Annotated in this window: 20 protein-coding genes; 9 read left to right on the top strand and 11 right to left on the bottom strand. The window is 65.5% G+C overall.

The window, feature by feature from the left end; translation table 11 throughout:
• Positions 1-32: 32 nt before the first annotated feature.
• Genes H7F35_RS00555 through H7F35_RS00545 form a run of 3 tightly spaced genes read left to right on the top strand, consistent with a single transcriptional unit; the run spans position 33 to position 3,059 of the window.
• Positions 33-1,010: a magnesium and cobalt transport protein CorA gene (locus H7F35_RS00555; RefSeq protein ID WP_187111060.1), complete on the top strand. Its 978-nt coding sequence runs from the start codon at positions 33-35 to the stop codon at positions 1,008-1,010.
• Between the two features lie 52 nt (positions 1,011-1,062).
• Positions 1,063-1,530 carry a MarR family winged helix-turn-helix transcriptional regulator gene (locus H7F35_RS00550; RefSeq protein ID WP_187111059.1) on the top strand — a complete coding sequence of 156 codons (468 nt, stop codon included), beginning with the start codon at positions 1,063-1,065 and terminating at the stop codon, positions 1,528-1,530.
• Positions 1,527-3,059, top strand: coding sequence for a DHA2 family efflux MFS transporter permease subunit (locus H7F35_RS00545; RefSeq protein WP_187111058.1), 1,533 nt, complete (start codon positions 1,527-1,529; stop codon positions 3,057-3,059). The genes H7F35_RS00550 and H7F35_RS00545 overlap by 4 nt, the downstream gene beginning before the upstream one ends.
• A gap of 132 nt (positions 3,060-3,191) precedes the next feature.
• On the opposite strand, the gene H7F35_RS00540 is transcribed toward H7F35_RS00545, so the two are convergent.
• The 3 genes from H7F35_RS00540 to H7F35_RS00530 all read right to left on the bottom strand — a co-directional run bounded on the left by H7F35_RS00540 (position 3,192) and on the right by H7F35_RS00530 (position 5,917).
• Positions 3,192-4,031 (bottom strand): siderophore-interacting protein, encoded by an 840-nt coding sequence (locus H7F35_RS00540; protein WP_187111057.1) that lies wholly within the window; start codon positions 4,029-4,031, stop codon positions 3,192-3,194.
• 43 nt (positions 4,032-4,074) lie between these two features.
• Positions 4,075-4,662: a PadR family transcriptional regulator gene (locus tag H7F35_RS00535; RefSeq protein WP_187111056.1), complete on the bottom strand. Its 588-nt coding sequence runs from the start codon at positions 4,660-4,662 to the stop codon at positions 4,075-4,077.
• 103 nt (positions 4,663-4,765) lie between these two features.
• The gene (locus H7F35_RS00530) at positions 4,766-5,917 is read right to left on the bottom strand and encodes an FAD-dependent oxidoreductase (RefSeq protein WP_187111055.1); all 1,152 of its coding nucleotides are present in this window, start codon (positions 5,915-5,917) and stop codon (positions 4,766-4,768) included.
• Between the two features lie 73 nt (positions 5,918-5,990).
• Here H7F35_RS00530 and H7F35_RS00525 point away from each other — a divergent pair, with 73 nt between their 5' ends.
• Positions 5,991-6,431, top strand: a complete 441-nt coding sequence (locus H7F35_RS00525; protein ID WP_187111054.1) for a MarR family winged helix-turn-helix transcriptional regulator — start codon at positions 5,991-5,993, stop codon at positions 6,429-6,431.
• Between the two features lie 12 nt (positions 6,432-6,443).
• On the opposite strand, the gene H7F35_RS00520 is transcribed toward H7F35_RS00525, so the two are convergent.
• The 4 genes from H7F35_RS00520 to H7F35_RS00505 are packed head-to-tail and all read right to left on the bottom strand — an operon-like array spanning position 6,444 to position 11,701.
• Positions 6,444-7,334 carry a 2OG-Fe(II) oxygenase gene (locus H7F35_RS00520; protein ID WP_187111053.1) on the bottom strand — a complete coding sequence of 297 codons (891 nt, stop codon included), beginning with the start codon at positions 7,332-7,334 and terminating at the stop codon, positions 6,444-6,446.
• 4 nt (positions 7,335-7,338) lie between these two features.
• Positions 7,339-7,953, bottom strand: a complete 615-nt coding sequence (locus tag H7F35_RS00515) for a hypothetical protein (protein ID WP_187111052.1) — start codon at positions 7,951-7,953, stop codon at positions 7,339-7,341.
• Between the two features lie 17 nt (positions 7,954-7,970).
• Positions 7,971-9,398 carry a cytochrome-c peroxidase gene (locus tag H7F35_RS00510; protein ID WP_187111051.1) on the bottom strand — a complete coding sequence of 476 codons (1,428 nt, stop codon included), beginning with the start codon at positions 9,396-9,398 and terminating at the stop codon, positions 7,971-7,973.
• Positions 9,395-11,701 (bottom strand): alkaline phosphatase family protein, encoded by a 2,307-nt coding sequence (locus H7F35_RS00505; protein WP_187111050.1) that lies wholly within the window; start codon positions 11,699-11,701, stop codon positions 9,395-9,397. Before H7F35_RS00505 ends, H7F35_RS00510 begins: the two co-directional genes overlap by 4 nt.
• Positions 11,702-11,969: 268 nt before the next feature.
• Here H7F35_RS00505 and H7F35_RS00500 point away from each other — a divergent pair, with 268 nt between their 5' ends.
• Entirely contained in the window at positions 11,970-13,238 is a 1,269-nt protein-coding gene (locus H7F35_RS00500) for a GDSL-type esterase/lipase family protein (RefSeq protein WP_261803477.1), read from the top strand.
• A gap of 77 nt (positions 13,239-13,315) precedes the next feature.
• Positions 13,316-13,756: a YybH family protein gene (locus H7F35_RS00495; protein ID WP_261803476.1), complete on the top strand. Its 441-nt coding sequence runs from the start codon at positions 13,316-13,318 to the stop codon at positions 13,754-13,756.
• On the opposite strand, the gene H7F35_RS00490 is transcribed toward H7F35_RS00495, so the two are convergent.
• The 4 genes from H7F35_RS00490 to H7F35_RS00475 form a co-directional block, all read right to left on the bottom strand.
• Positions 13,731-14,756 carry an SLAC1 anion channel family protein gene (locus H7F35_RS00490; RefSeq protein ID WP_410010751.1) on the bottom strand — a complete coding sequence of 342 codons (1,026 nt, stop codon included), beginning with the start codon at positions 14,754-14,756 and terminating at the stop codon, positions 13,731-13,733. The genes H7F35_RS00495 and H7F35_RS00490 overlap by 26 nt on opposite strands.
• A gap of 93 nt (positions 14,757-14,849) precedes the next feature.
• Positions 14,850-16,166: a sulfatase gene (locus tag H7F35_RS00485; RefSeq protein WP_187111048.1), complete on the bottom strand. Its 1,317-nt coding sequence runs from the start codon at positions 16,164-16,166 to the stop codon at positions 14,850-14,852.
• Between the two features lie 17 nt (positions 16,167-16,183).
• Positions 16,184-17,167, bottom strand: a complete 984-nt coding sequence (locus tag H7F35_RS00480) for a Bug family tripartite tricarboxylate transporter substrate binding protein (protein WP_187111047.1) — start codon at positions 17,165-17,167, stop codon at positions 16,184-16,186.
• Positions 17,168-17,185: 18 nt separating this feature from the next.
• Positions 17,186-18,184, bottom strand: a complete 999-nt coding sequence (locus H7F35_RS00475; protein ID WP_187111046.1) for a Bug family tripartite tricarboxylate transporter substrate binding protein — start codon at positions 18,182-18,184, stop codon at positions 17,186-17,188.
• Positions 18,185-18,322: 138 nt separating this feature from the next.
• On the opposite strand from H7F35_RS00475, the gene H7F35_RS00470 reads away from it, so the two are divergent.
• The 3 genes from H7F35_RS00470 (at position 18,323) to H7F35_RS00460 (ending at position 20,620) form a co-directional block, all read left to right on the top strand.
• Positions 18,323-18,862: a MarR family winged helix-turn-helix transcriptional regulator gene (locus H7F35_RS00470; protein ID WP_187111045.1), complete on the top strand. Its 540-nt coding sequence runs from the start codon at positions 18,323-18,325 to the stop codon at positions 18,860-18,862.
• Between the two features lie 193 nt (positions 18,863-19,055).
• Positions 19,056-19,427: a hypothetical protein gene (locus H7F35_RS00465; RefSeq protein ID WP_261803475.1), complete on the top strand. Its 372-nt coding sequence runs from the start codon at positions 19,056-19,058 to the stop codon at positions 19,425-19,427.
• Positions 19,424-20,620 carry a PrsW family intramembrane metalloprotease gene (locus H7F35_RS00460; RefSeq protein WP_187111044.1) on the top strand — a complete coding sequence of 399 codons (1,197 nt, stop codon included), beginning with the start codon at positions 19,424-19,426 and terminating at the stop codon, positions 20,618-20,620. Before H7F35_RS00465 ends, H7F35_RS00460 begins: the two co-directional genes overlap by 4 nt.
• Positions 20,621-20,669: the final 49 nt, after the last annotated feature.

The following is a 20,669-nucleotide window of genomic DNA, read 5'->3' as shown; positions in this document are numbered from 1 at the left end:
TCGACGTCGAGATTGAACATAAAAGGGTACCGATGCTGATCAACTGCGTGGCGTATGAAAACGGCGCCAAGCTCGCCGACATTTCGGTCGAGGACATCAGCGACTACATCAGCCGTCCGGGCTGCTTCGTCTGGGTGGCGCTGAGCGATGCCTCTGACGCGGAACTGACCGAGATGCAGCACGAGTTCGGCCTGCATCCGCTGGCAGTCGAAGACGCCCACCACGGCCATCAGCGCCCGAAGGTGGAGGAATACGGCGATTCGCTCTTCGTCGTCATGCACATGGTCGAGCCCTCGGCCGAGGGTGAGCACTGCACGAACGTGGGCGAGGTCGACGTTTTTGTCGGTGCCAACTACGTGCTTTCGGTGCGCAACCGCAGCAAGCAGGGCTTCCTGGGCGTGCGCGAGCGTTGCGAGCGCGAGCCTGAGTTGCTGCGCAACGGCGCGGGCTTCGTGCTGTATGCGCTGATGGACGCGGTGGTCGATCGCTACTTCCCGGTGATCGACGCGCTGGAAGTGGAGCTGGAATCCATCGAGCAGCAGATCTTCGGCCAGGGCGGCGCGGCGCGCGACAAGATCAAGCAGCTCTACGACCTGAAGCGGCGCAGCATGATCCTCAAGCGCGCGGTGGCGCCGCTGCTGGAGGCGGCTGGCAAGATGCACGGCGGCCGTGTGCCGCAGATCTGCATGAGCTCGCAGGAATACTTTCGCGACGTGGGCGACCACCTGGGGCGCATCAACGGCTCGATCGACGCCATGCGCGACACCATCGGCACCGCGATCCAGGTGAACCTGTCGATGGTCACCATCGAGGAAAGCGAAGTCACCAAGCGGCTGGCGGCCTGGGCCAGCATCTTCGCGGTGTGCACCGCCTTCGCGGGCATCTGGGGCATGAATTTCGAGAACATGCCGGAGCTGAAATTCCGCTACGGCTACGCGGTGGCGCTGGGGCTGATCGTCACCACCTGCGGCTATCTCTATTACCGGTTCAGGCGCGCCGGCTGGCTCTGAGGGTGCACATCCTCATTCCAAACTAATAAACATGTAGATAGTCTAGTCCCTTATGAAAAGGGACTTCACGCAGCGCTTCGGCTTCCTCGTCAAAAGCGTGGGCAAGCTCTATGGCGAAGAATTCGATCGGCTGGCGCGCGAGCGCATCGGCCTGACGAGCGCGCAATGCCGGTTGCTTGGCGCACTGGCCATGCATGGGGACGAAGAGCCGCTGTCGCAGGCTGAACTGGCCCAGCGCCTGGACCTGACCCCGATGGCCGTGGCCGGCCTGTGCGACCGCATGGCAGCAGCCGGCTGGATTCGCCGCGAGCCCAGTGCCACCGACCGCCGCGTCAACAAGATTCACCTGGAGCCCAGCGCTGAAAAGGCACTTGATGGCGCGCTCAGCATCAGCGACGGGCTCAATGCCCGCGTGATGGCGGTGCTGTCGCAGCCCGAGCGCGCGCAACTTCTGAGCCTGCTCACCAAGGTGCGCGGCAGCCTGATGGAAATCACCTCGGGCGGGGAGCCAAAGGCATGAGCGTCGCGCCCGGAACCAAGGTGCCGCATCGCGGCATGATCACCGTCTCGATCATGCTGGCGACCATCATGCAGGCGCTCGACACCACGATCGCCAACGTCGCCTTGCCCCACATGCAGGGCAGCCTGCAAGCCTCGCAGGACCAGATCACCTGGGTGCTCACCTCGTACATCGTGGCCTCGGCCATTGCGCTGCCGCTGACCGGCTGGCTGTGCGGCCACTGGGGACGGCGGCGCGTGTTCCTCATTTCGGTGATCGGCTTCACGGTGGCTTCGGCGCTGTGTGGCATGGCGACCTCGCTTATCGGCATCGTGGCTGCGCGGTTGCTGCAAGGCATCTTCGGCGCGGCGCTGGTGCCGCTGTCGCAGGCGGTGCTGCTGGACATCAACCCGCGCGAGAAGGTCGGCCAGGCCATGGCGATCTGGGGTGCCGGCATCATGGTCGGGCCGATCCTTGGGCCGTTGCTGGGCGGCTGGCTCACTGAAAATTTCGACTGGCGCTGGGTGTTCTTCATCAACCTGCCGGTGGGCATCTTCGCCTTCTGGGGCATCGCGCGCTATCTGCCCGAAAGCCGGCCGCAGGGCGAGAAGCTCGATATCTTCGGCTTTGTCACGCTGAGCCTGGCCATCGGCATGCTGCAGCTCTTTCTGGACCGCGGCGAGCAGCTCGACTGGTTCGACTCGTGGGAGATCAAGCTCGAAGCCGCCGCCGCGCTCGTGGCCTTCGGCTTCTTCGTGGTCCACACATGGACGGTGCAGGGCGTGTCGTTCTTCGACCGCGACCTGCTGAAAGACCGCAACTTCGTCACCGGCCTGCTGTTCGCCTTCATCGTCGGCATGATCCTGTTCGCGACGATGGCGCTGCTGCCCAACTTCCTGCAGGGGTTGATGGGCTACCCGGTGGTCTACACCGGTCAGGTGACGGCGCCGCGCGGGGTCGGCACGATGATCGCGATGATCATCGTCGGGCGGCTGGTGCAGAAGGTGGACGTGCGCATCATCATGGCGGTGGGCTTCGGCCTCACGGCTTTTTCGCTCTACCAGATGACGCGGCTCACGCTGCAGATGGACAGCAGCCTGATCATTGTGTCGGGCTTCATTCAGGGGCTGGGCATCGGCTTCACCTTCGTGCCGTTGTCGACCGCAACTTTCGCCACCCTGGCGCCGCGCCTGCGTAACCAGGGCACGCCGATCTTCAGCCTGCTGCGCAACATCGGCAGCAGCGTGGGCATCTCGATCGTGCAGGCACTGCTGACCGAAGGCTCGAGCAAGGCGCATGCGCAGATTGCCGCGACTGTGGCGCCTGGCAACCAGGGGCTGATCAACCTGCCGCCGATGATGCAGCCCGACACGCTGACGGGCCTGGCGTTGCTCAATGCCGAGGTCACGCGGCAGGGCGCGCTGATCGGCTACCTGGACGACTTCGCGATCATGATGGTGATCACGTTGCTGGCGATTCCGCTGTTGCTGTTGATCAAGAGTCCGCGCCGCAATGCAGCGGCATCAGGGCCGGCCGAAGTGCCGCACTGACTTTTGCGTTTCTCCCTCCCCCTCTGGGGGCGGGCGGGGTGGGGGCAGGCGGCGTCTCCACTGTCAGCGGCTTTTCAAGCGCCGCCTGCCCCCATCCCAACCTTCCCCCAGAGGGGGAAGGAGCAAGACAAATCACTCGTCGTGCGAGTCGTGCGTTGCAGCTGCACCGCGCCGCCAGTAGCCCGACGCCCGGGTCCACTTCGGATTGGCGCCGCGCTCGCCCACGAGGTGGGCGCGCAGGGCCTTGGCAATGGCCGATTCGCAACCCACCCATGCGTGGAAGTCGCCGGCCGGCAGCTTCATCGCCTTCAGCGCATCGACCAGCACGGGGCTCAAGCCCGGCTCGGCGCCGCGGCGGTGCACCCAGTGCAGCGTGAGTTCTGCCTGTGTGTCGAACGGAATCTGGTCGGCTTCGCTGTCGACTTCCGCGAGCACGACCACGCGCGCACCGGCCGGCAGTTCGGCCAGTCGGCGCGAGATCGCGGGCAGGGCGGTGTCGTCGCCGATCAGCAGGTGCCAGTCGAATTCGGTCGGCACGATGAACGAGCCGCGCGGGCCGCCCACGCCCAGGATGTCGCCGGGCTTGGCCTGCTCGGCCCATTGCGTGGCGGGGCCTGCGTCGTGCAGCGCGAAGTCGATGTCGAGCGTGCCGGCCTTGGCGTCGTGGTGGCGCGGCGTGTAGTCGCGCATGGTCGGGCGGCCGCTCGCGGGCCACACGGGGCCGTCGGGGCCGGCGGTCGGCAGCGTCAACTGGCCGGTCGCGGCATCGGGAAAGAAGATCTTGGCGTGGTCGTCGAAGCCGGGGCTGGTGAAGCCCGCAAGGTCGTCGCCCGTCAGCGTGATGCGGATCAGGTGCGGTGTCACGCGCTGCACGGTTTTCACCGTGAGCTTGCGAAAGCGCAGGTCGTGGCGCACCCGGCGCGGCATGCGGTCGGGTGCGGTGGAAGCAGATGAAGTACTGAAGTCAGTCATTGCAGAAGTCCTGGGTTACAGGGCGGGTTGAGATTCGGGGGGCTCAGATCTTTTCGAGCTGCTGGGCGGCGCTGTCGAGCACGGCCGCGAAGTCGTGGGCCTGTTGCGCGGTCAGCGCGGTGCCGGACAGGCGCATGCGCATCGCGAGCTTGAGGTTCTCGATGGCGCGCGTGACCTGCGGCGGGCGGCCGCCACGGGGGCCGGCACCGTCGACGCCGCCGGTCATGCGGGCCATCATCGCGTCGGCCATTTCGCGATTGGCCGCCAGGAATTCCTGGCCGCTGGCCGTGATGCTGTAGCGCTTGCGCCCGCCGTTGTCGGCGGTTTCCACGCTCAGGTAGCCGAGTTCTTCGAGCAGCGTGAGGGTGGGGTAGACCACGCCCGGGCTCGGCGCGTAGCTGCCGCCGAGGCGGTCTTCGATGGCCTTGATCAGTTCGTAGCCGTGGGCCGGCTTGTCGGCGATGAGCTGCAGCAGCACGAAGCGCAGGCCGCCGTGGCCGAACACGCGTCCGCCGCCGCCAGGACCGCCGCCGCCGCGCCCGCCACGGTGTCCGCGCCCGCCGGAAAGGCCGTCTTCATGCTCGCTGCGGGCGGTGCGGCAGTGGTGATGGTCGGTATGGAAATGTCTCATGGTGGGTATCCTTCTTGATGTGTATCGGAATTATTTTAGATATATCTAAAATAAAGTCAAACCGATAGGTATCGAAGACACCCAACGCGGGACGACGAGGGCGCTAAGCAGCGCTGCTGTTGCTGCTGTGCTGCCGCAGATGTTCCAGCGTCAGCGCCTTGCCGACGTGCGACATCTGGACGGCCGCCGCCTCGGCCGAACTCTCCGCAGCTTCGATCACGCGCTCGAACATCTGCGTCTCGTAAGTGGCCACGGCGCTTGCCCAGTCGCTTTCTTCGACAAGCAGCGCGGCCAGCTCGACGGCATCGCGCATCGCGGCGTTCACGCCTTCGCCGCCGAAGGGCGACATCACATGCGCGGCGTCACCCAGCAACGTCAGCCCGCGCCGGTTGGTCCAGCAGTGGCCGACAGGCAGCGCGTGGATGGGGCGCGCCACGAACAGGTCGTTGCTGGCGCGCAAGAGATCGGTGATCGAATCGTCATAGTCGGCAAACTCTGCGAGCAGGGCGCTGCGCACTGCGGCGGGGGAGGCGAGGTCGAAGCGCTTGGCCGCCCAGTCCATCGGCACCCGAAAGATCGCGTAGCCACGGATGTGCGCGTTGCCGTTGCGCTGCGCGATGATTTCCTTGCCGCCGCCCTCGACCCCCATCTTGCCCCGGCCGACCAGCCGCGAGAGCGCCGGGTGGCGCGCGTCCACGTCGTCGATGCCGAACTCGATGAAGGTCAGGCCGCTGTACTGCGGCTTGTACGGCGACAGAAGAGGCCGCACGCACGACCAGGCGCCGTCCGCGCCGACGACCAGGTCGAAGGGGCCGGCTTCGCCTTCGGCGAAGGCGAGATGCCAGCAGCCGTCCTCCCGCCGCTTCATTTCGCGCGGTGCGCGACCCCATTGCACGCACTGCGCCGGCAGCGAGTCCAGCAGCATGTCGCGCAGCGCGGTGCGGTCGACTTCGGGACGGTTGCCGGCACTGCTGTCAGCCTCTTCGAACAGCAGGCTGCCGGATACGTCCAGCAGCCGCGAGCCCTGGTCGTCGTAGCGTGCGATGCGCTGGAACGCGTCGTAAAGCCCGGCGCGCTGCAGCGCCAGCAACCCGGAGTCTTCATGCAGGTCGAGCGTGCCGCCCTGCGGGCGCGCGAGTGGACCTTCTTCGCGCTCGAACACGGTTGTGGGAATGTCGGCGATGTGAAGGAGGCGCGCCAGCGTGAGTCCGCCGGGGCCCGCGCCGACGATGGCGATGCGTGGATGCGTGTGCATTCGGAATGCTCCATTAAAAGGATAGGCTCCTATTTATATTGGCATAGGAGCCTATGTAGATAGAATGCGATGCATGACAGAACCCCATGCACCCAATCCCCTGAAGCTCATCGGCCAGGCAAACCGCGGATTCGCGCGGATCGTCGACGGCCGCCTGCGCGAGTTCGGCTTTGCCGTGGGCCAGTTGCCGGTGCTGGTGTCGCTCAAGATACGCAAGGCGCTGTCGCAGGCCGAGTTGGCGCGTATTGCGCAGGTGGAGCAGGCCAGCATGGCGCAGTTGTTGAGCCGCATGGAGCGCGACGGCCTGGTCGAGCGCGTGGACGACCCCGCCGACAAGCGCAGCCGCCTGATATCGCTGACGCCGCTGGCCACCAAGCGCATGCCGAAAGCCAAGGCGCTGATGGACGCGCACACGCAGGAGGCGCTGGCAGGTTTCTCTCAGGCCGAGATCGAACAGTTGGCGGCGATGCTGCTGCGGCTCAACGAGAACATCGAGCGCATGGGCGGCGCCTGACGCTCGCGCTGGTCAGCGGTTCGGCGCCTCTGCCGCGGCCACGAAGCGCCGCTGCCGCATCCACTTGGTCGCCACCCATTTCTCGCCGCGCAGCACGGGCCCGCCCGCATGCAGTGACGCATGGTCGACCTGCCCAAGGCTGTTGCAATACTCGAAGTACACCGCGCTGCCGCGTTGCGGCGACACCGACCATCCGGTTTCCGGGAACACCGTCTCGCCGCCTTCTTCCACCTCGTTGAGGTAGCTCACGAGTGTGCTCACACGCTGTCCGCTGCGCTCCAGCGAGGCCTGGTTGGCCGCATTCGACGGCACCAGGAAATCGAAATGCGGCATGCTCTGCGCGCCAGCCGGGTAGTGCAGCACCTGCAGACCTTCGCCGTTTTCCACCGGCAGGTTCATCAGTTCCGACACCCGCTGGTCGAGCCGCGCAATGAAGGCGTTCTCGCGCAGCTGGAAGAACATGCCCAGGCTGCTGCGCTGCTCACCTACGCGATCGCGCCCCGTCAGCGGATCGACGGTGGTCGAGGGCGCGAGCCGTGGCTTGGCAAGCGCAATCAGCTCCTCGCATTCCCGCGCGCTGAACACGTCGTTCAGTACGGCCATCGCAGGCTGCACCGCACGTGCCGCCACGCGCACAAGTCGGTCCGACGTGCGGATCGTCGTGCCTGGTGGCAGTCGCGATGCTTCATATTGGTACGCCGGTGCCACCGTGACCGAATCGGTCGGCACGGGGCTTCCAGTGCGCAGCGCGAACACAAAGGCATCGACGATGGCCTTGGCCGCTTCGGTTGGCATGTCTTGCGCGCGCATCGCCTCGACCACCTGCGCGGGCGTGCAACCCTGGCGCAGGTTGTGCATCACCCAGTCGCTCAGCGCGGGCGAGAAGCGCAGCACGGCATCCATCGGCTCAGATTTCCGCCGGCACCCAGCCGCTCTCGGCGCGCTTGAAGTTCTGCTTCAGTTGCATGGTGCCGGCCCCACGCACCACACGGTCCACCATCGGAAAAACCTTTTGCACGTCGGTATCGCTCGTCCACGGCGCGGCGTCGATCTTGTAGGTGTAAGTGACCACGACGGCGGATGCGTCCTTGCCGTCCTTGGGCGCCTCCCAGCCGACGATCTTGTCGAGCGTCAGATGGGCGGCACAGAAGTCGTTCTGGGGCTCGCGCGTGTGGAAGTACTTCTTGCCTTCATCGGTCAACGCATAGCGCATGACAGTGATCTCGGTGGGTTGTTCGCCTTCCTTGGCATCCTGGACCTTCGCCGTGGATGCACTCACCAGTCCGACATGCTCCAGCACCGGCATCTGCACCGCGTTGCGCGCCCGCGTGCCGACTTCGCGTTGCGGCACGTCGATGGGCCACTGGGTCTTGCCCAGGCACAGGTCGCCTCTCTTCGCCAGGTAGTCGTTCATCGCGACTGTCAGGTTTTGCAGATTGGCTTCGGGTTTCTGTGGGCCGCAGCCGGCGAGTGCGGCCAGGGTGACAACACCCAGTGCCAGGGAGATTTTTTTCTTGTTCATGAAAGTGAGATAAGAGGTCAATTGACACACGCACCCGGCTTCGTGGGCGTCGCAGGTTTCGTGTCCGCGTCGCTCAGGATGTTCAGGAAGCAGATCAGGTCGGTGATGTCCTGCTCGGACATGGGTGGCGCGGAGCCAGCAGCGCGGCCGTCCATCGGCAGTTGCGTGTCGATGTTCGACGCGTAGGCGGCCGGCAGGTCGTTGTACTTCTGCACCTTGCCACCCGTGTACTGCGTGGTGATCAGTCCGTAGCTCGGAAACCCGGGGTCGTTCGTCGCCTTGGGCGTGCCACCCACGGTCGGGTACCACAGCTCGGGCTGCGTGTCGCGCGTGTTGTAGAACCGGATGACCTGTTCCAGCGAGTGCATCACCCCGTTGTGGAAGAAGGCAGTGCGCGTTGCCACATTGCGCATGGTCGGTGCCTTGAACATGCCGCAGAAGCTGTTCGCTGCATTGGGCGTGGCCGGTACGTGGTCGGTGCGCAGCGGACCGCACACGCCCATGTCGAAGTACTTCAGGTCGTTGTTGGCGGTGATGCCCGCGTTGCGCGGCACGCTGATCGCCTCGTACGAAAAGTCGGTGAACAGCGCCGAGCTGCCATTGAGGCCCGCGCCCTGGTAGTGGCACGAGGCGCAGTTGCCCGTGTTCGGATTGGTGAACACCTTCAGGCCGCGTGTTTCCGCCGGCGTGAGCGTGCCGCCGATCTTGTTGGCTGCGTAGAGGTCGTACTTGCTGCTGTACGGATGAAAGCTCTTGTCTTCGAGCTGATAGGCCTGCAGGGCTTGCAGCGCACTGGCGAAGGCTGCGTCGCTGTCGTCGAACACCTTCGCACCGAAGGCCTTGACGATGAGTGGCGCGTAGTCGGCGGCCTGCAGCTTCTTCACCACGTCTGCGCTGCTGGCGTTGGCCATCTCGATCGGATCGAGCAGCGGAATGCGCGCCTGTGCGGCCAGCGTGTCGGCGCGGCCGTCCGCAGTGAAGCCGCCGCCCGGGCCCGGCACACTGATGCCGTCCGGGTTGTCCAGCAGGTCGGCGTAGGGCGGCGTGATGTCCTTGTAGCGCAGCGAGGGCGCCGCGCGAAGGCCGGCTTGGTCCATGTGCACGCCGCCGAGCTGCACGGACAGGTCGTTGGCCGGCGCGTGCGCATGCGCAGGGTCGTGGCAACTGGCGCAGGACATGGCGCCGGAGCCCGAGAGATTCTTGTCGAAGAACATCTTCTGGCCCACCTGCGCCGAAAGACTCAGGGTGCTGGCCGACGCAGGCGCGGCCGCCGGCGGGGCCGGCGCAGCGCTCGGCAGCACTGCGGCCGATCCGTTGCCACCGCCGCCACCTCCGCACGCAACAAGCACCGCGCCTGCGATGCCCGCCACGCCCAGTGCGGCCAGCGCAAGCCAGCCCCAGCGCGTCACCGCCGGCCCCCTCGGGCCTGAACGGTGCTCTCTCATTGCTTCAGCGACCAGACATTGAGCTGGTTTGCATCCGGCCCGACCTGTGCCGTGGTCGACACGTCAGCCGACTGCTTCTGCGCGTAGCTCGCCGGAATCACGAAGGCGTGGTTGATCGGGCGCACGCTGTCGAAGTGCGTGTCGGCACTGCCCGTGTACTCCGGCAGATTCATGATGTTCGCGGCGACGAAGGCCTCGGTGTACTTCGAGCGGTTCATGTACGAAGCATCGCTGGCCGGGTCGGCCAGCTGGAACATGTCCTGCAGCGTGCGCACGAACGAGAAGTGGCTGTAGGCATCGCTGTCCGACACACCCTTGGGCGCATTGGCCTGGTTGGTCAGGATGCCGAAGATGCTCTCGCCGTGGCCGTGGTTGCCACCGTTGCCTTTACCTACGCCGCCGTAGTTGGTGATGCTGTTATCGACCGACCAGGTCCCATCGGCGTTCTGCTTGAGCGGGTTGGCGGTACCGACGTTCGTCGGCACCCAGCCGCAGCAGGAATTCATGCCGCTTTGGGCATTGCCTTCGTCGAACATCAACACGATGGCCACGCGCTTTTGCGGGTTCTGCCACAGCGGCGAGGCCTGGATGCGCTTGACCGTGTAGTCGACGTAGTTGTCGCCGCGCGTGATGATCGGCGAGACGGCGGTGGCCGACACATTGTTCGCCACGCTGCTGCAGTCGCTCGCTTTGGTGACACCGTCGGTGCCCACCACATTGATGCCGTGCATGTCGTCGCACTGGTCGGGCACCAGGAAGTTCAGGTTGCCCACATTGCCGCTGGCCAGGTCGGTGCCGAGCTGGTCGTAGTCGTAGCTTGCGGGAATGGTGTAGGTGGCGATGCCGTTCTTCAGATTGGCATCCCACTGGCCGCCGCCCATGGTGCGGTTGCTGTACTTCCACTCGGGCGCGCTGCGCACGTTCTGGTAGGCCATGCCGGGGTGGTGCTTGGTCTTGTACAGGCCGGCGGGCAGCGGCAGCGTGAGTGCGGCACTGCCAACGGCGGTGGTGTTGCCACCCAGCGTGCCGGGCGCATACACGTTGTCTTGCGCTGTGACTGCGGTATCGGCCACGCTGTCGGTGCGGAAGTCTTGCCCGGGGTTCATCGACTCGCTGTACGTGCGCCAGGTCAGGCCGGCCTTCGTGATCGCGTTGAAGAGGTTGGGCTTGCCCACGATGTTGTGGTTCACGGCGGCCGCCTGTGTGCAGGTCGCGGAGAAAGGCGACTTGGCCAGGCCCGGCTGCAAGTTGTCGGGCGTGGGAAGGTCTTGCACCGCGTTGGCGCCGGTGGCGTCACAGTTCCATTGGCTGTCGTCGGTAATGCCCCAGTCATCCGCACCACCCAGCGCCGTGTAGTTGGGCTCGCTCGGATTGCCCGTCGCGTAGTAGCTCACGAGCTGGTTGCCGGCCTTCAAGTAACCGTTGATCTTGGGCGCGTAGGCCGAGTTCAGGATCGACATCGTGGCCTTGTTTTCCAGCATCACGATGAAGATGTTGTCGTAGCGCGGAATGCCTTCTACGTTGAAGGCGGCCTGCTGCGACTGCAGGAAGGTGATGGGCTGGCGGTTGTCCACGACGGTTGCCGTGGCCGCCGTCACGCCAGCCGTGCCGCTCAGACGTGGATCGCCGCCGGGGTTGGCCAGCGCGTCGGGGAACTTGTCGCCACGGTCGAGCTTGGTGGTGGCGTAGGCAAAGCGGTTGTTCAGCGCATTGGCCTCGTTGAGCAAGGCTGTCTGCACCTTGCCGCTGGCGGTGTTGACGTCGCCGAGCAGTGAGGCAACCGGCACGCCCAGGCGCGTGGCCAGGTTCTGCTTTTCGATCGCGTAGGTCGTGCTGTTGGCTTCCATCAGGCGTGCCACTTCGGATGACAGCGGGCTGACCACCACGGCCGTGCCCTGTTCCTTCACTTGGTCGAGCGTGACACGCAGCACTTCGCGCGAGGTCACGTTGGTGCCGGCGGCGGTGTTCTTCGCTTTGGTGCCAATGTCGGCGATGAGTGCCGAGGGGCCCGACAACGACAGGCTGAACTTGCCGTTGGCATCCGTGACAGCGGATGTTTCGTCGCTGTCGCAACGGCCATTGTTGTTGGTGTCCACGCAGACAGTGGCGCCGGCGTAGTAGCCGGCACCGATCACCGGGTCGGTGCTGCTGCCGGGCTTGAAGGCGCTGGCGGCGAGCACGCCGCTGACGGTGATGTTGGAGGCGGCGGGCGGTGGGAATGCGAACGGGCCCGAGCTGTCGCCACCGCCTCCGCATGCGGCCAGCAGCGAGGCTGCGAGCACGGTCAACGTGGGGCACAACAAGCCGGATCTGATTGTTTGAATGGCTTTCAATGTCTTCTTTCAAAGGTGGGGAGGGGCGTGTAAGCAGCGGCACAACAAATGTGTTGCGCGAGTGCTGCGGACCGCGAGCTAATCTAGGTTTGCCCTGTGTCAGTCGAAAGGCAAAAGACTTAGCTGGGAATTAGCAAGCACATCGACCAGGCGAGGGCCACGCGAGCAACACGAACAGGGCTGACTTCTGCCTGACTGCGCTCGCCATGAAGAAGCCGGCTCTGCCAAGAGGCGTCGTATGCTGAAGAGCAACGCCCCCGTATCCCCGACCGAAGAAAGCCAAATGATGAACACCCGGCACCAGTGGATTGCCACGCCGATCACCCACGAATTCCTGCGCGGGGCTCTTGAGCTGGAACACACCGAGCGAGGCGTGTTGCCGCACCGTCTGCCCGCCTGGGCCCGAGCGCAGTGCGCCGATCCTCAACTGGCCATGGCCGAATCGCAACCCTCGGGCGTGCGGCTGGTGTTTCGCACGCAGGCGACCGAAGTCGAGGTCGATGTGCTGCCGACCCGGTACGTGTATGCCGGTGCTCCACGCCGGCCAGACGGCATCTACGACCTGCTCGTCGACGGTGAGCTGCTTCAACAACGCAGTGCGGATGGCGGAGACACCGTGACGATCGACATGCGCACCGGCTCGGCTTCTCGGCAATCTGGGCAGCCGGGCACGCTTCGTTTCACCGGGCTTCTCGCGCGCGACAAGACGGTGGAGGTCTGGCTGCCGCACAACGAGACGACCCGGCTTGTCGCGCTGCGAACCAATGCGCGCATCGAACCGGTTCCAGGCGGCGAGCGAAAGACCTGGCTGCACCACGGCAGCTCGATCAGCCATGGCTCCAATGGCGAAAGCCCCACCCGGATCTGGCCCGCGCTGGCCGCTTCTCTCGGCGATGTGGAGTTGCTCAACCTTGGCTTCGGCGGCAGCGCGCTGCTCGATCAATTCACCGCGCGGGTGATGCGGGACACACCGGCCGATCTGCTCAGCGTCAAGATCGGCATCAACCTCGTGAACACGGACCTGATGCGTTTGCGCGCCTTCACATCGGCCGTGCACGGTTTCCTGGACACCCTTCGCGATGGGCATCCGACCACGCCGCTGCTGGTGGTCTCTCCGCTCTACTGCGCCATTCATGAGGACACGCCGGGCCCTGGCGCATTCGACTTCGATGCCCTGGCTGCCGGCAAAGTGCGGTTCCGCGCAACGGGTGATCCCGCCGATCGCCGCTCGGGAAAGCTGACGCTGACCTCCATCCGTGAGGAGCTGGAGCGCATCACGCGGCAGCGCAAGGCCAGCGACCCGAACCTGCATTTTCTCGACGGACTCGCGCTCTATGGCCAGAGCGATTTCGCCGAGCTGCCGCTTGCCGATCAACTCCATCCCGATGGCGCCGCGCACCGCCGGATCGCCTTGCGGTTTGCCGAGCATGTGTTCCATGATGGAGGCCCGTTCCACGCCAGCGCTCGCCGGCGCGCTGTGGTCGAAGATGCTGGCAAGGGGTCATGAGCCCCCTCTGACACTCAGTGCCCCAAGCAGACCTTGGGTGCCCCGTGCAAACACTCGAGAGAATCCACATGATCCCAATGAACCGACCCGAAGATGCGCCCCACGCGTTTCAAACCGCCTGGAACAACCATGACATGGCCTCCCTGGGAACACTGTTCCACGAGGATGCGACTTTCGTGAACCGGTTCGGACACTACGTGCGTGGCACCAAGGAAATCGTCGACCTGCACGCACCCATTCACGCAACCATCTACAGCGATTCCACGCTCTCGAACGAGTTGATCAGCGTGGTTGCGATCAGCGACGACGCGGCCATCGTGCACTTCTGGAGCCGCCTCACGGCCGGCGCGGCGCATCCAGCGGGGCCGCACGCCGTCGACACGCTGATCCTTGCCGTGCTGACGCGGGCCGCTGGCGAGTGGCGAATCAAGGCGCTCGAGAACGTCACCTTGACGAACCCCCGCACCGGAGAAACCGTGTTGAGGGACGCCGTCAACTCGCCAGCAGCCGCCCGTTGAAAAGAATGCGCAGCGTGCGAACGGTCAGCACGAACAGGGCCGCTGTAAGAGCCATCAGCAAGCCGCCGGCCAGCAGCTTCAATGGCAATGTCGGATGCACAGACGCGTACTTCAACGCCGCGTTGACCATCGCTGCCAGCGGAAAGCTGATGGCCCACCAGCCCGCGCCGAACGGCACGCTTCGCCGAAACACCTTCGGCGCGAGCACGACGAAGAGAAACAGCCCGAAATAGAACAGCAGCGCCGCGAACCGATCGACCTCGCCGGTGAGGTTCGTGTACGCAGTGAACCCGACCTCGAACGGCGCGACGAGGATCATCAATGACGGCGTCATCGCGGGCGCGAGCGGCTCGTGCTGGATCAGCCGCGTGACGATCATCGTGAACATCACCAGCGCGAGTACCGAGCCCACGGCAACCGACAGCAGCAGCACTTCACCGGCCCAGGCCATGGGCATGTGATGGCCCGTGACCACGATGTCCAGCGCAGCAACGCCCGGGATGATCCACGCAGGCACGGCGTGTGCAGGGTTGCCGCTTCCGCCCAGCAGGCGCGAGACGACGACCATGCTCAGCAGCAGCGTGACGATGGTGCCGATCACCCAGAGCGCTTGGCCCAGCGCACTGTTGTAGTCGCCCAGCACGGCCGATTGCAGCAGCAGGGCAATGGCGATGGTGCCGAAGAAGTTGCCGGCGATCGGATGATTGAACTCGGCCCTGACGGCTGCCGGGTGGCGCAACAGCTTGGCGGCATACCCGACCGCGAGCACGATGAACACAAGGGTGGCAAAGAGGCCGGTCGCATCGGAAACCATCCGGTCGACACCGAATGCGGTGTGCGCAAAGCGCCAGCCCATTGAAAGGCCCGAGAGGCCCATCACGGCAGCGAACAGATTGACGGGAAGGTTCTTGATGGAGCCTCGGGCGGTGCGAGGTTCCATCGCGCCAAGGGCGGAGGAAGTGGCAGACATCATGTTCTGCGGCGTGGCTGCATTTGTCATGCGCGCCAGTCTCGCGCCACACCGGTTTGGCTGTTAGGGCCGCAAGACGATGATTTCTGCCAAATTGCCGCGTTGTCTGCCACCCGCCCGGTTTCAGCGCTGTGGCATGTCCTTGACCGAGTAACCCAGGCTCACGGTCGCATCCTCCGGAATCGCAGGCATCGTCGCATTCCAGGCCAGCCAATCGGCCCGCATCGCCATCAACCGCTGCGGCTCTTTCTTGCCAAGGTTCGCCCGCTCGCGCTCATCCGCCGGAATGTTGAACAGGTATTCGTTGCCATCGACCTGCAGGTACTTCCAGTCGCCATCGCGCAGCGCCTGCTGTCTGCGATGGTTCATGCGCCAGTGCAGCGGGCGGCGAAAGCTGTGCGTTGCATCCTTCAGCACGGGCATCAGCGACACGCCGTCGAGAGGGTAGGCCGCATCGGCCTGCACGCCGGCCGCGTCGAGCATGGTGGCGGACCAGTCCATGGTCATGCACAGTTGCCTGCTCTCGCCACCCTTGGCAATCACCGCGGGCCAGTGCGCGATCCATGGCACGCGGATGCCGCCTTCGGTCAGGTCCATCTTGCCGCCGACCAGCGGCCAGTTGTCCGAGAAGCGCTCGCCGCCGTTGTCGCTGGTGAACACCACGAGCGTGTTGTCGGCCATGCCATGCTTTTGCAGCGCGGCCATGATCCAGCCGATGCCTTCGTCCATGTGATGGATCATGCGGCGGTACACGTGGATGTTGCCGCCGGCCAGGTCGAACAGGTTGTCCTTGATGGCCGGCGCTTTCTCGGCGTCGTCGCGCGTTTCCCACGGCCAGTGCGGCGCGGTGTAGTGCAGGCTCAGGAAGAAGGGCGCCTCTTGCGTGGCCATGCGCTCCACGTAGTCGACGGCGCGCCTGGAAAGAATGTCGGTCAGGTAGCCGTCTTCCTTCTTGTCTTCTTCGCCGAACCACAGATCGTGCTGGCCGGTGGAGTCGCAGTGGGTGAAGTAGTCGACCCCGCCGGACATGGGGCCGAAGAACTCGTCGTACCCCGAGCGCAGCGGGCCGAAGTTGGGCGGGTAGCCCAGGTGCCACTTGCCGATGAGCGCGGTCTGGTAGCCGCTGGCCTTGAGCAGCGACGGCAGCGTGGGGTGGTCGGTCGGCAGGCCCAGCGTGGTGCTGCCACGGCTGCTGCTGCGGATGGGCTCTTCGGCCGCGCCGCGCAGGCGGTACTGGTAGCGCGCGGTGATCATCGCGAAGCGCGTGGGCGAGCACACCGGCGAATTCGCGTAGCCCTGCGTGAGCTTCAGGCCGTTGGCGGCCAGCCCGTCGAGCACGGGCGACACGGGGCCGAACACGGCGTCGCGGCCGCCATAGCAGCCCAGGTCGGCATAGCCGAGGTCGTCGGCCACGATGAAGATGATGTTGGGTCGGGTCATATCTCTGGCGAGGTTGTTCAGGGCTGGTAGCCGGACTTCTGCACGACGGGGCTCCACTGCGTGCGGTAGGCCTTGAGCATGGCGATGGTCTGCGCCTGTGTGCTGACCACGGGGGTCATGCCCGAGTCCTTGAACTTGCGCTGGGTGTCCGGGTCCTGCATGACTTCGCGGATGACCGTGGCCAGGCGATCGATCTTGGCCTTGGGCATGCTGGTCGGCGCGAAGAAGGTGTTCCAGCCGGTGGCCGCCAGGTCCAGGCCCGCTTCCTTGAAGGTCGGGATGTTGGGTGCGAACGGCGAGCGCTTGGCGCCCGACAGCGCCAGGATGCGCAGCTTGCCCGCGTTGTGCTGCGGCAGCACCACGTCTTCGGTGTCGACGGCAATCGGCACCTGTCCACCGATGAGGTCGTTCAGCAGCGGTGCGGAGCCGCGGTAGCCGATCACTTGCGTCTGCACATTGGCCTTCTCGCCCACCATCAGGCCGAAGAAGTGCGGCAGGCTGCCGGTGGCCGGCACGCCCACGTTGGCCTGCGTGGGGTTGGCACGCATCCATGCGAGCAGGTGGCTCAGTTCGCGCACGGGCAGGGTGGGCGACACGGCCAGCGCGAAGTCGTAGTCGTTGACGTGAGACACGGGCACGAAGTCGCGCTCGGCGTCGTAGTTGTTGTCCTTGAAGACCAGCGGCGCGACCACCATCACGGCCGGATTGGCAAGCATCAGCACGTTCTGGTTGGCGGGCGTGATCTTCACCTGCTGCGCCGCGAGGCGGCCGCCCGCACCGGGCTTGTTGTCGACGATCACCGCCACGCCCAGCTTGGTGCCGAGCTTGTCGGCCACGACACGCGCCACGCGGTCGGTGGCGCCACCGGGTGCATAACCGACGACGATGTGCAGCGGGCTGTCGAAGGCCTGGGCATGGGCAGGCATCGCAATGGATGCCATGAGGCCGGCTGCGGCAAGCAGCGTGGCAAGTCGGCGGGTGATGGGGTGTTGGGTCAGCATGTGGTGGTTCCTCCTCGTTCAGTCGTTGGCTTGAAAATTCACGGCTTTCATGATGCCGGCCCAGCGGGCAGTGTCTTCGCGCATGGTCTTGAGCAGCGCTTCGCTGCCGTCGCCCACGGGGTACATGCCGTTCTGCAGCAACTGCTGGCGCACTTCGCGCGCGTTGACGGCGCGGGTGAATTCGGTGCGCAGCCGGTCGATGGCGGCGAGCGGTGTCTTGAGCGGTGCGTAGTACGCGAACCATGCGGTCGCCACCACGTCCTTGTAGCCGCCTTCGACGAAGGTCGGCAGGTTGGGCATCAGCGGCGAACGCTTCTCGCCGCTGGTGGCCAGCACCTTCACGCGGCCCGAAGGCAGCATCTGCTGCGCACCGCCGATGGTGTCGAAGTACACGGGCACGCTGCCGCCCATCACGTCCTGCCGCGCGGGTGTGGAGCCGCGATAGGGCACGTGGACCATCTTCAGGCCGGCCGCGCGGTTGAGCATCTCGCCAAGAAAGTGCGATGGCGTGCCCGCGCCGTACGAGGCAAAGCTCAGCTTGTCGCCCTGCGCCTTGGCCCAGGCGACGAACTCGGCCAGCGTGTTGACCGGCACGTCCTTGTTGACGACCAGCGCCAGCTCGAAGCGGGCTGCATTGAGGATCGGCACGAAGTCCCTGATCGGGTCGTACGAGAGGTTGCGGTAGGCGCTCGGAAACATGGTCATCATGCTGGCCGTGCCCAGCAGCAGCGTGTGGCCGTCGGGCGGCGCCATCTTGACGGCCTCGACCGCGATGCGGCCTGCCGCGCCCGAGCGGTTGTCGATGATGAGCGGGCCCAGCGATTCACGCACCTGCTGCGCGATGGCGCGCGTCAGCACGTCCTGCGTGCCGCCTGCGGGCACGCCGATCAGCACCTTGATCGGCAGGCCGGATGCAAAGCCCTGCTCGGTGCGAGCGAGCGACGCGACGGGAGCGAGCGCGAGGCCGCCCAGCGCGGCAAGGGCGTGGCGGCGGTTCAGGTCGGGAATCAGGGGCATGGGCGATGTCTCCGGGGGGCTCGGTTTCAGTCGTGCGGCAATGCCGGGCCTCGGGGCCGCGGCTGCGGACGATTCTGTAGACGCTACAGTCAATTGATCAAATCAACCATTGCCCGGATTAACCCGGCCTCGCCCGAAATGACCGCCGCGCCACGCCCACCGCTGGACGACCTGTTGCTGTACCGGCTGTCGCGCCTGCTGGCGGTCGCGGGCAGCATGGTGATCCGGCTGTGCGAGGGGCGCTTCGGCATCACGCGGCGCGAATGGCGGCTGATTGCCACGCTGGCCAGCCGTGGCGAACTCGGTTCGTCGCAGCTCGCCGAGCATGCCCAGCTCGACCGGGCGCGCACCTCGAAGGCGGTGGGTTCGATGGTCGCCAAGCAACTGGTCACCCGCGTGGCTCGCGCAGGCGACCGCCGGCAGGTGCAACTGGGCCTGACCGACGCGGGCAGAGCGCTGTACGACGAACTCTTTCCGCTGGTCACGAAGATCAATGCCGAGCTGTTGGGAGCGCTGGACGCTGCCGATGCAGAGCGCTTCGACGATTCGCTGCACCGCCTGCAGGCGCGCGCCGAGCGCATGGTCGAAGAAGCCGTGCTGCCCAAGGCGGACCGCGGGCGCCACGCCCAGGTCTCGCCCGGACCCCGGCAAGGCGCGCGTGATCGTGTGGCACGATGAAAGGATGCTTGAGCCGTCACGCCGAATACCGTATCGCACCTGGCCCGGCGCGCTCGCCGTCCTCCTTGCCATTGCCGCCTATGTGGGCGGCCTGACATTCTGGGACCGTCACACGCCTGGCAGTCGCCCGCTGGCTGCGGGGCAGACGGTGTCCGTCGGGCAAGCGAGGTTCGTTCCCGCCGAGGGATGGGAGATGGACGTGTCCCGCTCGAAGGCCGGCAGGTCCCTGATGCTGTTCAAGGGCGCCCACAAGTTCCTGGTGACCACGAGTCCATGGATGGGTGGGCCGGACGGGCCGTTGGTGCGGCAGCAAAGACTCATGGAGCGCGGCCAGGGCCTGCAGATCGATGGCGACGTGTCCGACTTCGTCACCTCCTGGGGATTGCAGGGAAAGACCTTCGCTTACTACGGCGCGAAGCTGGCCGGCCGGTTCTGGCAGGTGGTTGACCAGCGGCGCAAGTCGCTCGTGCAGATCGACTTCTACGGTGCCAACGACGGCCTGAGCGAAGCGATGGACGACGCCCGGGGCATGCTCGACTCCATGGACCTGGAGGCGCCGCAGTGAACCTGAGCAACTTCGAACAAGACCGCACCGCGTGGCCAGTCGGCACCGATTCGTTCTTTCAGCCGCATCGCGCGGCCTTCTGGTTGCTGGCGGCGTTGATCGTCAACGGCCTGTTCTATACCGTCAACATGTTCTCCATGGGGTTCCGCGTGGTCCCCGTCACTGCACTGCTGGGGCTGTTGGTGTGGGGCGTCTACACCCTGGCCTTTCTTCTCGTCTTCCGGACGCTGGATCTGCTCGAACAGCATTCGCCAGAGGGCTTTGTGCTGGCCTTTGCCTGGGGTGGGCTGGGGGCGGTCTATCTGGCTGCGCCGGCCAACATCGCCATCCAGAGCCTGTGCGCCAAGCTGGTATCGCCGGAATTCGTGTCCGTCTGGGGGCCGGCTGTAGCGGGGCCGATCACTGAGGAGTTTCTGAAGCTCGCCGGCGTCATCCTGCTGGTGCTGGTCGCGCGCAACCAGTTTCAGACCTACCTCTCGGTGCTGATCGTCGGTGCCATGACGGGGCTGGGTTTTCAGGTGGTCGAGAACCTGAGCTACACCGTCAACGCCTCCATGCACTTTCCGCTGGAAAACCAGGTGTACCCGGTGTTTCTCAATCTGCTGACGCGCGGGCTCCTGAGCGGACTGTGGAGCCACGCGGCCTACACGACGATCGCGTCTTTCGGCGTGGCCTGGTTCCTGCTGCACCCGGAACGAAGGATGGTGACGCGGGTGGCCTATGCCTTCCTGTGCTTCGCGCTGGCGTGGGCCATGCATTTCGTCTGGAACTCACCGCTGATGGACGACCGCTTCGACGATGGGCCCGTGGGGATGGCGCTGTTCATTCTTGTCAAAGGCATCCCCGTGGTGATCGCGGCCGGGCTCTTCTGGCGCGTTGCCGCGCTGGAGAACGGTGCTTACCTGCATGCGCTTGCGGCCTACTTCGTGCCCGAGCGCGAGCTGATCCGCGACGACGAGTGGGTGCGGCTGGGTGCGCCGCTGCAGCGGTACAAGGTGCGCAGGGAAATGGGCTGGGCCTTCGGGCTGCGGGCACGGCGGCTGAAGGCGCAGATGCAGCGCGAGCAACTGCGGTTGATCCGCAAGGCGATGACCTATGGGCGCGGGGCGCAGACGCTGCCCCATGAAGTGGCGGTGAGGCGACTGCGGGCTGAGTTGGAGCCGTTGATCTCCGTCAGCAAGCCAGCCTCCTGAAGCCATGGGGAGCAGAGGTTTTCACCTCGCCTTAAGGGGTTGTTAATAA

Origin of the sequence: Variovorax sp. PAMC26660 (assembly GCF_014302995.1) — a bacterium.
Classification (GTDB): domain Bacteria; phylum Pseudomonadota; class Gammaproteobacteria; order Burkholderiales; family Burkholderiaceae_C; genus Variovorax.
This window is presented reverse-complemented; position numbering and strand designations above follow the sequence as displayed.

What these genes read in the sequence shown, in the direction of transcription:
- H7F35_RS00475 (WP_187111046.1), bottom strand. Translation starts at nt 18,184, where the DNA reads ATGCCCCTGATTCCCGACCTGAACCGCCGCCACGCCCTTGCCGCGCTG.
- H7F35_RS00470 (WP_187111045.1), top strand. Translation starts at nt 18,323, where the DNA reads ATGACCGCCGCGCCACGCCCACCGCTGGACGACCTGTTGCTGTACCGG.
- H7F35_RS00525 (WP_187111054.1), top strand. Translation starts at nt 5,991, where the DNA reads ATGACAGAACCCCATGCACCCAATCCCCTGAAGCTCATCGGCCAGGCA.
- H7F35_RS00550 (WP_187111059.1), top strand. Translation starts at nt 1,063, where the DNA reads ATGAAAAGGGACTTCACGCAGCGCTTCGGCTTCCTCGTCAAAAGCGTG.
- H7F35_RS00540 (WP_187111057.1), bottom strand. Translation starts at nt 4,031, where the DNA reads ATGACTGACTTCAGTACTTCATCTGCTTCCACCGCACCCGACCGCATG.
- H7F35_RS00545 (WP_187111058.1), top strand. Translation starts at nt 1,527, where the DNA reads ATGAGCGTCGCGCCCGGAACCAAGGTGCCGCATCGCGGCATGATCACC.
- H7F35_RS00530 (WP_187111055.1), bottom strand. Translation starts at nt 5,917, where the DNA reads ATGCACACGCATCCACGCATCGCCATCGTCGGCGCGGGCCCCGGCGGA.
- H7F35_RS00555 (WP_187111060.1), top strand. Translation starts at nt 33, where the DNA reads ATGCTGATCAACTGCGTGGCGTATGAAAACGGCGCCAAGCTCGCCGAC.
- H7F35_RS00500 (WP_261803477.1), top strand. Translation starts at nt 11,970, where the DNA reads ATGCTGAAGAGCAACGCCCCCGTATCCCCGACCGAAGAAAGCCAAATG.
- H7F35_RS00485 (WP_187111048.1), bottom strand. Translation starts at nt 16,166, where the DNA reads ATGACCCGACCCAACATCATCTTCATCGTGGCCGACGACCTCGGCTAT.
- H7F35_RS00495 (WP_261803476.1), top strand. Translation starts at nt 13,316, where the DNA reads ATGAACCGACCCGAAGATGCGCCCCACGCGTTTCAAACCGCCTGGAAC.
- H7F35_RS00520 (WP_187111053.1), bottom strand. Translation starts at nt 7,334, where the DNA reads ATGGATGCCGTGCTGCGCTTCTCGCCCGCGCTGAGCGACTGGGTGATG.
- H7F35_RS00515 (WP_187111052.1), bottom strand. Translation starts at nt 7,953, where the DNA reads ATGAACAAGAAAAAAATCTCCCTGGCACTGGGTGTTGTCACCCTGGCC.
- H7F35_RS00535 (WP_187111056.1), bottom strand. Translation starts at nt 4,662, where the DNA reads ATGAGACATTTCCATACCGACCATCACCACTGCCGCACCGCCCGCAGC.
- H7F35_RS00510 (WP_187111051.1), bottom strand. Translation starts at nt 9,398, where the DNA reads ATGAGAGAGCACCGTTCAGGCCCGAGGGGGCCGGCGGTGACGCGCTGG.
- H7F35_RS00480 (WP_187111047.1), bottom strand. Translation starts at nt 17,167, where the DNA reads ATGCTGACCCAACACCCCATCACCCGCCGACTTGCCACGCTGCTTGCC.
- H7F35_RS00465 (WP_261803475.1), top strand. Translation starts at nt 19,056, where the DNA reads ATGGACGTGTCCCGCTCGAAGGCCGGCAGGTCCCTGATGCTGTTCAAG.
- H7F35_RS00490 (WP_410010751.1), bottom strand. Translation starts at nt 14,756, where the DNA reads ATGACAAATGCAGCCACGCCGCAGAACATGATGTCTGCCACTTCCTCC.